The organism is Rhizobium sp. CIAT894 (genome assembly GCF_000172795.2).
Taxonomy (GTDB): domain Bacteria; phylum Pseudomonadota; class Alphaproteobacteria; order Rhizobiales; family Rhizobiaceae; genus Rhizobium.
In genome coordinates this window covers 1,687,793-1,700,886 of the sequence record NZ_CP020947.1, presented here as the reverse complement: position 1 = coordinate 1,700,886, position 13,094 = coordinate 1,687,793, and the positions used below count along the sequence as shown (strand labels likewise).

Sequence of the window (13,094 nt, the reverse complement as noted above, 5' to 3'; positions counted from 1 at the left end):
GCGTTCACCAGTCGAACAGGCGCGTCAGCGCGGATTGCGTTCCTTGCGCAGTTTGTCCCACCATTCCAACCGTTTGCGGATATCGCGCTCGAAGCCGCGCTCCGGCGGATCGTAGAAGGTCTGGCGGCCCATCTTCTCCGGGAAATAATCCTGGCCGGAAAAGGCGTCCGGCTCGTCATGGTCGTAGCGATAACCGTCGCCATACCCCTCGCCCTTCATCAGCTTGGTCGGTGCATTGAGGATATGCTTCGGCGGCAGCAGCGAGCCGTTCTGCTTGGCGGCCTGGGTGGCTGCCTTGAACGCGGTGTAGACGGCATTGGATTTCGGCGCGGTGGCAAGATAGACGCAGGCCTGGGCGAGCGCCAGTTCGCCTTCCGGCGAGCCGAGATACTCGTAGGCATCCTTGGCGGCATTGCAGATCACCAGCGCCTGCGGATCGGCAAGACCGATATCCTCCACCGCCATGCGCACCAAGCGCCGGCCGAGATAGAGCGGGTCCTCGCCGGCATCGAACATACGGGCGAGATAATAGAGCGCCGCATCCGGATCCGAGCCGCGCACGGACTTATGCAGCGCCGAGATCAGATTGTAATGGCCGTCCTGCGCCTTGTCGTAGACGGGCGCGCGGCGCTGGACGATACGCGTCAGGCCCTCGGTATTGAAGCTCTCGCCCTGACGCGCGGCGCGCCAGACCTCTTCGGCCAGTGTCAGCACCGCGCGGCCGTCGCCATCGGCCATGCGGATCAGGCTGATGCGCGCCTCTTCGGTCAGCGGCAATGGCTTCTGCTCGATCGCCTCGGCGCGCTTCAGCAACTCCTCCAGGCTCTCCTCGTCATGCGACTTGAAGGTCAGCACGCGGGCGCGCGACAGCAAGGCGGCGTTAAGCTCGAAGGACGGGTTTTCGGTGGTGGCACCGACGAGGATGACGGTGCCGTCCTCCATGACAGGCAGGAAACTATCCTGCTGGGCGCGATTGAAACGGTGGATCTCATCGACGAAGAGCAGCGTCTGGCGGCCATCCATACGGCGCAGGCGGGCCGTCTCGAATACCTTCTTCAGATCGGCGACGCCTGAGAAAATCGCCGATATCTGCTCGAAGGCCAGCCCCGCCTCGCCGGACAGCAGCCGGGCCACCGTCGTCTTGCCGGTGCCGGGCGGCCCCCAGAAGATCATCGAGCCGAGCGAGCCGCTCTCGATCATTCTTTTCAAGACGCCGTCTTCACCGGTCAGATGTTCCTGACCGGTGACATCGGCAAGCGTCTTCGGCCGCAGCCGGTCGGCAAGCGGCCGCCTGGCGGCCACCTCTTCCGGAACACGCGGTGCGAAGAGATCGTTGCTCATCGGAAGAACTGCCGGATGCGCTGACCGTCGCGCTCGATCTCTACCCGCCAGAGGCCGGGGTCGCTATCGGCGATTTCGGAGAGTTCGCTGGTGGTCTTCACATCGGTGCCGTTGATCGAGACGATGATATCCTTCGGCTCGAAACCGAGACGGGCGGCAGGCGAATCCTCCTTCACCTCGGATACGACGACGCCTGACGATTCCGGCGGCATGCGCAGCTCGTCGGCGACCCGCGGCGACAGGTTCTCGACGACCGCGCCGCTGAAGGGGGTGCGCCCGCCAATCGTGCGCTGGTCGCGCGGCGAGGTTTCCGGGGCGCGATCGAGCGTCAGCGGCAGTTGCTCCTCGCGGCCGTTCTCGACGACGGTGAGTTTGACCGATTTGCCGAGACCAGCCGTCGTCAGGCGGTAGAGCAGCGCATCCGGATGTTCGACGGATATGCCGTCGACGGCCGTGACGATTTCGCCGGCCTTCAATCCGGCCTTGGCCGCCGGTCCGCCTTCCGAAACTTTGACGACCAGCGCGCCGCGCGCCTTGTTGAGCCCAAGCGCTTCGGCGACTTCCGAGGTCACGGCATCGAAGCTCGCGCCGACATAGGGCCGTTCGAAGGTTTTGACCCCGGCATCGGCCGAGGCAAGGAAGACCTTGACCAGATTGGCGGGAATGGCGAAGCCGATGCCGTTCGAGCCGCCGCCGCGTGAGAAGATCGCCGTGTTGATGCCGATCAACTCGCCCTTCATGTTCATCAAAGCGCCGCCGGAATTGCCGGGATTGATCGAGGCATCGGTCTGGATGAAGAAGCCGAACTCGTTCCTGACCACCTGGTTGCGGGCAAGAGCCGAGACGATGCCGCTCGTCACCGTCTGGCCGACGCCGAAGGGGTTGCCGATCGCCAGCACGAGATCGCCGACCTCAACGGCATCGGAATTGCCGATCGGCAATGTCGGGAAACTTTCCTTGGTGTCGATCTTCAACACGGCAAGATCGACACGGTCGTCGCGCAGCACCACTTTGCAGGGGAACTCGCGTCCATCAGGCAACGCAACCTTGATATCGTCGGCGCCTTCGACGACGTGATTGTTGGTCACGACAGTGCCGTTCGCCTCGACGATGACGCCGGAACCGAGCGAGGACTGCTTTTCCGAGCGATTCGGCATCTGCTGGCCGAAAAACTGCTCGAAGAAGGGATCGCCGGCAAAGGGTGACTGCCGCTGGACGGTCTTTTCCGCATAGACATTGACGACCGCGCCTGATGTCTGCTTGACGAGCGGCGCGAAGGAGAGCTGCATCTGCATCTGGCTCTCAGGCACGGTCTTTGCCGTCTGCGCGTAAGCAGCCGCCGGCAGAAGGAGCGTCAGAGCAAGTAGCGAGACGGAGGCGCGTTTGAACAGGCCTTGCATGGGTATTCCTTTTTGAATCCTCTTGAGCACGTTTTTAGAGCATGATGCCGAAAAGTGTGAGCGGTTTTCGGACGACATCATGCTCCAACTCTTAATTGCGAACAGGATTCAGATTTTAGGCCGAACCGGCCTAAAATCATCCTGTTCTGTGACCCGACGCTAGAAAGGAAAGAGGGCGGAAGCATGGAAGAATAAGGCGGGGAAAAGTCTTGAGGTCATTGTAAATTTGAATCAGAAAGATTGGCCATGCAGCTGATATCAAAAGCCAAAATCTGGGCAAGGTCACTGAAGCGTGACATCGTTGCGCTGTGGCTTTCAGCCCGAGACCGCCGCGTGCCCTGGTATGCGAAAGCGGTAGCTGGCGCCGTTGCGGCCTATGCGCTGTCCCCCGTCGATCTCATCCCCGATTTCATTCCCGTGCTCGGCTATCTCGACGACCTGCTGATCGTGCCGCTCGGTATCCTGCTGGCAACAAGGCTTGTGCCGGCTGAGGTGATGAGCGAGCTTCGTGCCGAGGCAGCAAGACGCATCGAGCGTCCTTCCGGCCGGGCCGGACTGATTTTTATCCTTGCCGTCTGGCTCACCTGCATCATCTTCCTGGCTCTGGCACTGCGGAAGCTGGTTTGACCGGCGCTAAAGAGGGAAGAAGATGATGATACGGCGAATGTCGGCCGCTCTCGGCTTGGCGATCCTGATTTCCACATCCGGTCCGGCATGGTCTGCAAGCTTCGACTGCGATGGGCAGGAATTGAAGCCGGATGAAAAGACGATCTGCGACAACCGCGCGCTCAACGATGCCGATGTGAAGATGGCCACCACCTTCGAGCTGCTCTCCGGCCTGCTGGCCATGGGCTCGCGCGGCACATTGCAGGACGAGCAGACAGCCTGGCTGAAGAAGCGGCAGGCGTGCGGGGCGGATGCCGCCTGCCTCCAAGGCGCCTATGACGAGCGGCTGAAGCAGCTCGGCGAGACCTATAAAAACATCAACCGGCCGCTCTGAAAGCGACCGGTCGGCAGAGCAGCTAACTCTTAATCAGCGGGTCGTAGGTTCGAAACCACTCAACGTGCGTTCAGATCCCGCACGGCGCCGCGATCGGCACTCGTGGCGAAGGCCGCATAGGCCTTCAGCGCGGTCGTGACGTTGCGCTTGCGCACTTCCGTGGGCTTCCAGCCCTTGGCGTCCTGATCGGCGCGGCGGGCGGCAAGTTCGGTCTCGCTGACGCGCAGGCTGATCGTGCGGTTCGGGATGTCGATGTCGATCATGTCGCCTTCGCGCACCAGGCCGATCGTGCCGCCATTTGCCGCTTCCGGCGAGGCGTGGCCGATCGACAGGCCGGAGGTGCCGCCGGAGAAGCGGCCGTCGGTGATCAGCGCACAGGCTTTGCCCAGGCCCTTCGACTTCAGATAGCTTGTGGGATAGAGCATTTCCTGCATGCCGGGGCCACCCTTCGGGCCTTCGTAGCGGATGACGACGACGTCACCGGCCTTGACCTCGTTGGCGAGGATCGCCTTGACGGAAGCATCCTGGCTTTCGAAGACGCGGGCCGGGCCGGAGAATTTCAGGATCGATTCATCGACGCCGGCCGTCTTGACGATGCAGCCGTCGACCGCGAGGTTGCCCTTGAGCACGGCAAGGCCGCCGTCCTTGGAGAAAGGATGTTCGACCGAGCGGATGACGCCGTTCTGGCGGTCGGTGTCGAGTTCGTCCCAGCGGGCTTCCTGGCTGAAGGCGACCTGGGTCGGGATGCCGCCGGGAGCAGCACGATAAAAGTTGCGGACAGTGTCGCTGGTGGTGCGGGTGATGTCCCAGCGATCGATCGCGTCGCCGAGCGTCTCGGCATGCACGGTCGGGCAATCGCGGTTCAAGAGACCGCCCTTGTCGAGCTCGCCGAGGATCGACATGATGCCGCCGGCGCGGTGGACATCTTCCATATGAACATCGCTCTTGGCGGGTGCGACCTTCGACAGGCACGGCACGCGACGCGACAGCGCGTCGATATCGGTCATGGTGAAATCGACCTCGCCTTCATGGGCGGCGGCAAGGATGTGCAGGACGGTATTGGTGGAACCGCCCATGGCGATATCCAGCGCCATGGCATTCTCGAAGGCCTGCTTGGAGGCGATGGTGCGCGGCAGCGCCTTGACGTCGTCCTGCTCGTAATAACGGCGGGCGAGATCGACGATCAGATGGCCGGCCTCGACGAAGAGGCGCTTGCGGTCGGCGTGGGTGGCAAGCGTCGAGCCGTTGCCGGGCAGCGACAGGCCGAGCGCTTCGGTCAGGCAGTTCATGGAGTTCGCGGTAAACATGCCGGAGCACGAACCGCAGGTCGGACAGGCCGAGCGTTCGATGGTCTGGACGTCCTCGTCGCTGATCTTGTCATCGGCCGCGGCGACCATCGCATCGACGAGGTCGAGCGCATGCGTCTTGCCGTGCAGCACGACCTTGCCCGCTTCCATCGGGCCGCCGGAGACGAAGACGGTGGGGATGTTGAGGCGCAGCGATGCCATCAGCATGCCGGGGGTGATCTTGTCGCAGTTGGAGATGCAGACCATGGCGTCGGCGCAATGGGCATTGACCATGTATTCGACGCTGTCGGCGATGAGCTCACGCGAGGGCAGCGAATAGAGCATGCCGTCATGGCCCATGGCGATGCCGTCATCAACGGCGATGGTGTTGAATTCCTTCGCAACACCGCCGGCCGCCTCGATTTCGCGGGCGACGAGCTGGCCGAGATCCTTCAGATGGACGTGGCCGGGCACGAACTGGGTGAAGGAATTCACCACCGCGATGATCGGCTTGCCGAAATCCGAATCCTTCATGCCCGTGGCGCGCCAAAGGCCGCGCGCGCCTGCCATGTTGCGGCCGTGGGTCGTGGTTCTGGAACGGTAAGCTGGCATCGGTGTCTTCCTCGACGTGTCGGAAATTATCAGGCGAAGCGGAGCGGCAATGGAGCCTGCCGGCCGGGCAAACGCTGGCTTTTGGAATTGTCCTAATCCAATCGACGGGGGCTGTCACTACCGGCAAGGTCAAATCCGGTACGCTGCCGAAGACGCGCCTTCAGGACAATTGATGATATACGGTTCGGCGCGCGTTTTCGTTACAGCCTATTCCATCACGACCGAACACAAAAAATTGGCTTCCCGTCTGCAATATTCAAGGCTTAGACACTGGTCCGTACATGCGGGCGGTGCGTTTAAGAACTATAGTGAGAAATCCGCCCAGGAGGTTTCGCCATGCCAAGCTATCGCCCATCGAAGATCGCGTCATCTGAGATCACGCCACGTCAGATCTATTTGCGCCGCCGGGAATTCCTAGGCGCGGCAGCGCTCGGCGCCATGGGGCTCTACAGTGCCGGCAAGGCGAGTGCCGCCGCCCTTTCCGCCGTCGAGAGCAAGTACAAGGTCGACGAGAAGCCGACGCCGATCAAGGACGTCACGACTTACAACAACTTTTATGAGTTCGGCCTCGACAAGGGCGATCCTGCGGCCAATTCCGGCGATTTCAAGCCGCTGCCCTGGACGATCAAGGTCGACGGCATGGTCAACAAATCAGGCACCTTCGACCTCGAGGCGCTGATCAAGGAATTCCCGATCGAGGAGCGCACCTATCGGATGCGCTGCGTCGAGGCCTGGTCGATGGTCATCCCCTGGGACGGCTTTCCGCTGGCATCGCTGCTCGACAAGGTTGAGCCACTCGGCAGCGCCAAATATGTCGCCTTCGAAACCGTGGTGCGGCCGGAGGAGATGCCGGGGCAGAAAGGCTTCTTCCAGTCGCTCGACTGGCCCTATGTCGAGGGTCTGCGCCTGGATGAGGCGCGCCATCCGCTGACGCTGCTTGCCGTCGGGCTCTATGGCGAAACGCTGCCGAACCAGAACGGCGCGCCGATCCGTCTCGTCGTGCCGTGGAAATACGGCTTCAAGGGCATCAAGTCGATCGTCAGGATCACCCTTACCGACCAGCAGCCGAAGAATACCTGGCAGGTGACCAATCCGCAGGAATACGGCTTCTACGCCAACGTCAACCCCGCGGTCGACCATCCGCGCTGGAGCCAGGCGAGCGAAAGGCGCATCGGCGAAAGCGGTTTCTTCGGCGCAAGCCGCCACCCCACCCTGCCCTTCAACGGCTATGCGGATGAGGTGGCGAGCCTCTATGCCGGCATGGATCTGAAGGCGAATTTCTGATGGCGCAACTGTCGCTCGCCATCCCCAAGCGCTGGCAGCCCGCTTCCGTCTGGCTGCTTTATGTCGTGGGTCTGGTGCCTGCGGCCTGGACATTCTATCTCGGTGCGACCGATCAGCTCGGCGCCGATCCGGTCAAGACCTTCGAACTGTTTCTCGGCATCTGGACGATCCGCTTCCTGATCGCAACCCTTACCGTCTCCCCTGCCCGCGAGCTTTTCGGCTGGAACTATTTACGCTATCGCCGCGCTCTCGGCCTGCTGACTTTCTATTACGCACTGATGCATTTCACCGTCTACATGGTGCTCGATCAGGCGATGGATATAAATGCGGTGATCAACGACGTGCTGAAGCGGCCCTTCATCATGTTCGGCATGGCGGGACTTGCGATGCTCGCGCCATTGGCTCTGACATCCAACAACGTCTCGATCCGCCGTCTCGGCAAAAACTGGATCTGGCTGCACCGTCTCGTCTACATTGTCGCCGCCTGCGGAGCGCTGCACTTCGCGCTCTCGACCAAGATCCTCGATCTCGAGCAACATATCTATGTCGGGCTGATCATCGCGCTCATCCTCTACCGCTCCTGGCGACCGATTGCCCGCAGCCGGAAGCAGAGCCAGGGGCGGACGCGCAATCGCGCGGTAGCGTCAGCCTCGTGAGACGACCGCCCGACCGGCAGGATCGACGACCCAGGCTGCGGCGATGCCGATTGCATAAGCCAGCATATTCCACAGCGAGAATATCCGGCCAAGCAGCAGCGCGCCTGCCGTAGTCAGCCGAAACGCGTCGAGCCAGGGCGTGTGATACAGCCGGAACAATTCCACTAAGATCGCGATGGACAGGGCGATGATGGCGATGCCGGCCGGCCGGGACCGTGCAGCGATAAGCGCCACGAGCAGATAGACCATCGTCCCCCAGAGCGCGGATCCGCCATATTTGACGACGACGAAGGGCAGATCGATCGCATAGCCGAACCGTCTGAGCACCAGCCCAAGCACGATCACCACAAGCAGAGCTGCGAGACGAAGGAGCTGCACGTGAGAGCGGGTTTGCATGATTTCGCGCAATGGGACCTGTCCCCTATCAATCAGCCCGTAAAACGGTAGAGATATCGAACTGCCGGCGAGGCGCCGTCCGTCGCCGCCACATTCGGCCGCGGCCGAAGCACAAACGAAAACAGCCGGGCTTTATGAGCCCGGCTGTTTTCTATCCGCCGGAGCGGAAGACTTAAGCGGCGACAGCCTGCTCTTCGGCAGCGACGCGGGCCTTGTCGGCTGCGCCCTTGGCGAAGGTGTCGCGATCAACGAATTCGATCACGGCCAAAGCGGCATTGTCGCCCTGGCGGAAGCCGGCCTTCATGATGCGCAGGTAGCCGCCGTTGCGGGTGGCGTAACGCGTTGCGATCGTGTCGAACAGCTTCGAAACGACAGCGGCATCGCGGATCTGCGAGATCGCCTGACGGCGAGCATGCAGGTCGCCGCGCTTGCCGAGCGTAACGAGCTTCTCGACGATCGGACGGATTTCCTTGGCCTTCGGCAGGGTCGTGACGATCTGTTCGTGGGTAATGAGCGAAGCCGCCATGTTGGCGAACATCGCCTTGCGGTGGCTTGCAGTTCTATTGAGCTTGCGGCCGGCCTTTGCGTGGCGCATTGCTATTCTCCTTTAATGCAGTGCCCTTACTTCGTTACCGGGCCTGCCGTTTCCTGGCACATGCAGGCGATCGGCCTGCTGTTTGACGGGGAAAGGCAGTCGTAAAGAGCCTGCCTTTTTGATTTTTAATACTGGTCTTCGTAACGCTTTGCGAGATCTTCGATGTTCTCGGGCGGCCATGCCGGCACTTCCATGCCGAGGTGCAGGCCCATGGAAGCGAGAACTTCCTTGATTTCGTTCAGCGACTTGCGACCAAAATTCGGCGTGCGGAGCATTTCTGCTTCGGTCTTCTGAATGAGGTCGCCGATGTAGACGATGTTGTCGTTCTTCAGGCAGTTTGCCGAACGGACCGACAGTTCGAGTTCGTCCACCTTCTTGAGGAGAGCCGGGTTGAAAGCGAGTTCGGTAACTGCTTCCTCTTCGGTTTCCTTCTGCGGCTCGTCGAAGTTGACGAAGACGCCAAGCTGATCCTGGAGGATGCGCGCCGCAAAAGCGACGGCGTCTTCGCCGGTGATCGAGCCATCGGTTTCGATGGTCATGTTCAGCTTGTCGTAGTCGAGAACCTGTCCTTCGCGGGTATTTTCTACCTTGTAGGACACCTTCTTGACCGGCGAATAGAGGCTGTCGACCGGGATGAGACCGATCGGAGCGTCTTCCGCACGATTGCGTTCGGCCGGAACGTAGCCCTTGCCGTTGTTGACGGTGAACTCCATGCGGATTTCGGCGCCCTCGTCGAGCGTGCAGATGACATGCTCGGGGTTGAGGATTTCGATATCGCCGACCGTCTGGATGTCGCCAGCCGTGACAACGCCCGGGCCCTGCTTGCGCACGACCATGCGCTTTGCGTCGTCGCCATCCATCTTGATGGCGATTTCCTTGATGTTGAGCACGATGTCCGTCACGTCTTCGCGGACGCCCGGAATCGAGGAGAATTCATGCAGCACGCCATCGATCTGCACCGCCGTGACGGCAGCGCCGCGCAGCGAGGAGAGCAGAACGCGGCGAAGCGCATTGCCGAGGGTCAGGCCGAAGCCGCGCTCCAGCGGTTCGGCAACAAGCGTCGCCCTGGTGCGCGAGCTCGAAGAGAACTCCACCTTGTTCGGCTTGATCAGTTCCTGCCAGTTCTTCTGAATCATGAGTTTGCCTTCCGTTCGTTGCCACCATCCAATCGTGGCAACCGAGCTTGAAAACCACCGGGAGCGCGAGCGCGCTCACCAGTGACGAGAGCGATGATCAGACGCGGCGCTTCTTGCGCGGACGGCAGCCATTGTGCGGGATCGGGGTCACGTCGCGGATGGACGTGATCATGAAACCTGCAGCCTGGAGCGCGCGCAGAGCCGATTCACGACCCGAACCCGGACCGCAAACTTCGACTTCCAGCGACTTCATGCCGTGCTCCTGGGCCTTCTTGGCGCAGTCTTCGGCAGCTATCTGGGCGGCGAACGGGGTCGACTTGCGCGAGCCCTTGAAGCCCTTGGCGCCAGCCGACGACCAGGCGATCGCATTACCCTGCGCGTCGGTGATGGTGATCATCGTGTTGTTGAAGGTCGAGTTGACGTGAGCGACACCCGACGAGATATTCTTGCGCTCGCGACGGCGAACGCGGACGGCTTCCTTAGCCATGGTATTCCTTTCGTTGATCTCTTCACCGCCGTAATGCCAGCGGCTACACCGGAACGGCGCCTGTATGGTCCCGCTCCAAACTCAAAAGAGGCCGGCGCAGACCGCCAGCCTCCCCACCCCGGTTTCCCGGAAATTACTTCTTCTTACCAGCGATTGCCTTTGCCGGGCCCTTGCGGGTGCGGGCATTGGTGTGCGTACGCTGGCCACGGACCGGAAGGCCGCGACGATGACGCAGGCCGCGATAGCAGCCGAGATCCATCAGGCGCTTGATGTTCATCGCGGTATCGCGACGAAGATCACCCTCGACCTGATAGTCGCGGTCGATTGCTTCGCGGATCTGAAGGACTTCGGCGTCCGTCAGCTGATGCACACGACGTTCAGCCGGAATACCGACCTTCTCGACGATTTCCTGTGCGAATTTCGGACCGATCCCGTGAATGTAGGTCAGCGCGATAACAACGCGCTTTGCAGTCGGGATGTTGACGCCAGCGATACGTGCCACGCCTGTTCTCCTTGCATTCCAGTTGCCATCCGGCAAGTGGGCTTCGTTATGCGGTCTTTGGAACCGCTCGTTCAGATTTACGTCCGCAACATGTCAAAACGACCGCACCCGGACTTCCCTGGGAAATCCGCGCCGATCGCATGGAATGTCGCGAGTTGGCGCGGTGTTTAGCGGAATCACTGCTGAAAAGCAACCGTTCCGCCAAGTTTATTTTCAAAGCCTTAAAGCTTGGAAAGAATACTTTCGACCTCGGCCGTCACCTGATCGATCTCCGCCATGCCGTCCACGGACCTGAGTTTGCCCTTGGCATGGTAATAGCCGATCAGCGGCGAGGTTTCCTTGTAGTAGACCTGCAGCCGAGCCGTCATGGTCTCCGGGTTGTCATCCGGACGGCGCTTGAAGTGCGTGGAACCGCACTTGTCGCACACGCCTTCGGCAGCCGGAACCTTGTCGGTGTCGTGATAGACGCTGCCGCACTGTGCGCAGGAATAGCGACCGGCAACACGACGGACCAGTTCCTCATCATCGACGCGGAATTCGATGACGACGGACAGACCGAGACCCTTTGCCTTCAGCATCGCTTCGGTGGCGTCCGCCTGGACGAGCGTCCGGGGGAAACCGTCGAGGATGAAGCCGTTGGCGCAATCTGGCTGATCGATTCGCTCCGAGACGATGGCGATAACGATCTCGTCCGAGACGAGTTTGCCGGCGTCCATGACCGCCTTGGCGCGCTTGCCAACATCGGTGCCGGCGTTAACCGCCGCACGCAGCATGTCGCCGGTGGAAAGCTGCGGAATGCCGTGCTTTTCCACGATCCGCTGGGCCTGGGTTCCCTTACCCGCGCCCGGCGGCCCCAAAAGGATAAGTCTCATCTCCCCCTCTTTCCTCCACGCAACTTCGATTTCTTGATCAGGCCTTCGTATTGCTGCGCGATCAGGTGACCCTGGATCTGTGCAACCGTATCAAGAGTTACGCTAACCACGATCAAAAGCGAAGTCCCACCAAGGGATAATGGAATGCCGGTTTGCGACACCAAGATCTCCGGAAGGATGCAGACGAAGACGAGATAGATCGCGCCGATCACGGTGATTCGGGTCAGCACGTAGTCGATATATTCGGCGGTTCGTTCGCCCGGGCGGATGCCGGGAATGAAGCCGCCATGCTTCTTCAGATTGTCGGCCGTGTCCTTCGGATTGAAGACGATGGCCGTGTAGAAGAAGGCGAAGAAGGCGATCAGCGCCGCATAGAGCACCATGTAGAGCGGCTGGCCATGGCCCAGCGCCGCGACGATCGAGGTTGCCCAGGCGGGCATTGCCGTGCTGCTGGCAAAGCCTGCAAGCGTTGCCGGCAGCAGCAGCAGCGACGAGGCGAAGATCGCCGGGATGACGCCCGAGGTGTTGAGCTTCAGCGGCAGGTGCGAGGTATCGCCCTGGAACATGCGGTTGCCGACCTGGCGCTTCGGATACTGGATCAGCAGCCGGCGCTGCGCCCGCTCGACAAAGACGATGACGCCGATGACGCCGATCGCGACGATGATGACAAGCAGGATGAGGAAGGTCGACAGCGCACCGGTGCGGCCGAGTTCCAGCGTGCCGGCAAGAGCTGTCGGAAGACCGGCGGCGATGCCGGCGAAGATGATCAGCGAGATGCCGTTACCGATGCCGCGCGAGGTGATCTGCTCACCGAGCCACATCAGGAACATGGTGCCGCCGAGCAGCGTCAGAACGGTGGAAACACGGAAGAACAAGCCCGGCTCGACAACGAGGCCCTGGCCACTCTCAAGGCCGGCGGCAATGCCGTAGGCCTGGAGCGCACCGAGAATGACCGTGCCGTAGCGGGTATACTGGTTGATGATCTTGCGGCCCTGCTCGCCCTCTTTCTTGAGGTTTTCGAGCGCCGGCACGACCGAGGTCATGAGCTGCACGATGATCGAAGCAGAGATATAGGGCATGATGCCGAGCGCGAAGATCGCCATGCGCTGGACAGCGCCGCCCGAAAACATGTTGAAGAGGCCGAGAATGCCGCCTGCCTGGCCGCGGAAAGCCTGGGCATAAGCTTCAGGATTGAGGCCCGGAAGCGGAATATGGGTGCCGAGCCTGTAGACGAGGAGAGCTGCCAGTGTGAACCACAAGCGCTTCTTCAAATCCTCGGCTTTGGCAAAGGTCGAAAAATTGAGGTTGGATGCCAATTGTTCCGCTGCAGAAGCCATGCGATTCTCCGCGCTACCAATTCCGGCGTCTCTGGGGATAGGCCGGCCCCGGAATCAGTATGAAAATTATTCAAAACCGGGTTCAGAACGGATTGCAGTGCAACCCCATGCCTCACCCTCGTTTAGTCTTACCGGCATGACGCGGGCGCGCCAGCCAAGTTTTTGTGAGGCCCACATATGGGAGCAAAAT

The 13,094-nt window shown here is 61.2% G+C and carries 14 protein-coding genes; 4 read left to right on the top strand and 10 right to left on the bottom strand.

All coding sequences use genetic code 11. The features are described from left to right. Positions 1-24 precede the first annotated feature (24 nt). Together RHEC894_RS08470 and RHEC894_RS08465 are read right to left on the bottom strand one after the other, a co-directional pair. On the bottom strand, positions 25-1,341 hold the full coding sequence (locus RHEC894_RS08470) for a replication-associated recombination protein A (RefSeq protein ID WP_085736928.1): 1,317 nt from the start codon (positions 1,339-1,341) through the stop codon (positions 25-27). Next, positions 1,338-2,741: a DegQ family serine endoprotease gene (locus tag RHEC894_RS08465; protein ID WP_085736927.1), complete on the bottom strand. Its 1,404-nt coding sequence runs from the start codon at positions 2,739-2,741 to the stop codon at positions 1,338-1,340. Before RHEC894_RS08465 ends, RHEC894_RS08470 begins: the two co-directional genes overlap by 4 nt. 246 nt (positions 2,742-2,987) lie before the next feature. Between RHEC894_RS08465 and RHEC894_RS08460 the strand changes: the two genes are divergently transcribed. Continuing rightward, positions 2,988-3,368, top strand: coding sequence for a DUF1232 domain-containing protein (locus tag RHEC894_RS08460; protein WP_010067036.1), 381 nt, complete (start codon positions 2,988-2,990; stop codon positions 3,366-3,368). 37 nt (positions 3,369-3,405) lie between these two features. After that, entirely contained in the window at positions 3,406-3,741 is a 336-nt protein-coding gene (locus RHEC894_RS08455) for a lysozyme inhibitor LprI family protein (RefSeq protein ID WP_010067037.1), read from the top strand. Between the two features lie 59 nt (positions 3,742-3,800). On the opposite strand, the gene ilvD is transcribed toward RHEC894_RS08455, so the two are convergent. Then, complete coding sequence (gene ilvD, locus RHEC894_RS08450; protein WP_085736925.1) at positions 3,801-5,639, bottom strand: dihydroxy-acid dehydratase; 1,839 nt, start codon at positions 5,637-5,639, stop codon at positions 3,801-3,803. A gap of 336 nt (positions 5,640-5,975) precedes the next feature. On the opposite strand from ilvD, the gene msrP reads away from it, so the two are divergent. Continuing rightward, positions 5,976-6,923, top strand: coding sequence for a protein-methionine-sulfoxide reductase catalytic subunit MsrP (gene msrP / locus RHEC894_RS08445; protein WP_085736924.1), 948 nt, complete (start codon positions 5,976-5,978; stop codon positions 6,921-6,923). Beyond that, the gene (msrQ, locus tag RHEC894_RS08440) at positions 6,923-7,579 is read left to right on the top strand and encodes a protein-methionine-sulfoxide reductase heme-binding subunit MsrQ (RefSeq protein ID WP_085736923.1); all 657 of its coding nucleotides are present in this window, start codon (positions 6,923-6,925) and stop codon (positions 7,577-7,579) included. Before msrP ends, msrQ begins: the two co-directional genes overlap by 1 nt. Here the strand turns inward: msrQ and RHEC894_RS08435 are convergent. The 7 genes from RHEC894_RS08435 to secY form a co-directional block, all read right to left on the bottom strand. Next, positions 7,568-7,987: a DUF2809 domain-containing protein gene (locus RHEC894_RS08435; protein WP_085736922.1), complete on the bottom strand. Its 420-nt coding sequence runs from the start codon at positions 7,985-7,987 to the stop codon at positions 7,568-7,570. The genes msrQ and RHEC894_RS08435 overlap by 12 nt on opposite strands. Before the next feature lie 160 nt (positions 7,988-8,147). After that, positions 8,148-8,570 carry a 50S ribosomal protein L17 gene (gene rplQ / locus RHEC894_RS08430; protein ID WP_085736921.1) on the bottom strand — a complete coding sequence of 141 codons (423 nt, stop codon included), beginning with the start codon at positions 8,568-8,570 and terminating at the stop codon, positions 8,148-8,150. 125 nt (positions 8,571-8,695) lie between these two features. Beyond that, on the bottom strand, positions 8,696-9,706 hold the full coding sequence (locus tag RHEC894_RS08425; protein WP_003547579.1) for a DNA-directed RNA polymerase subunit alpha: 1,011 nt from the start codon (positions 9,704-9,706) through the stop codon (positions 8,696-8,698). Positions 9,707-9,803: 97 nt separating this feature from the next. Then, entirely contained in the window at positions 9,804-10,193 is a 390-nt protein-coding gene (gene rpsK / locus RHEC894_RS08420) for a 30S ribosomal protein S11 (RefSeq protein WP_003547577.1), read from the bottom strand. Between the two features lie 133 nt (positions 10,194-10,326). Next, on the bottom strand, positions 10,327-10,695 hold the full coding sequence (gene rpsM / locus RHEC894_RS08415) for a 30S ribosomal protein S13 (RefSeq protein ID WP_003573772.1): 369 nt from the start codon (positions 10,693-10,695) through the stop codon (positions 10,327-10,329). A gap of 221 nt (positions 10,696-10,916) precedes the next feature. Further along, positions 10,917-11,567: an adenylate kinase gene (locus tag RHEC894_RS08410; protein WP_085736920.1), complete on the bottom strand. Its 651-nt coding sequence runs from the start codon at positions 11,565-11,567 to the stop codon at positions 10,917-10,919. Next, positions 11,564-12,904 carry a preprotein translocase subunit SecY gene (gene secY / locus RHEC894_RS08405; RefSeq protein ID WP_085736919.1) on the bottom strand — a complete coding sequence of 447 codons (1,341 nt, stop codon included), beginning with the start codon at positions 12,902-12,904 and terminating at the stop codon, positions 11,564-11,566. The genes RHEC894_RS08410 and secY overlap by 4 nt, the downstream gene beginning before the upstream one ends. Between the last annotated feature and the right edge of the window lie 190 nt (positions 12,905-13,094).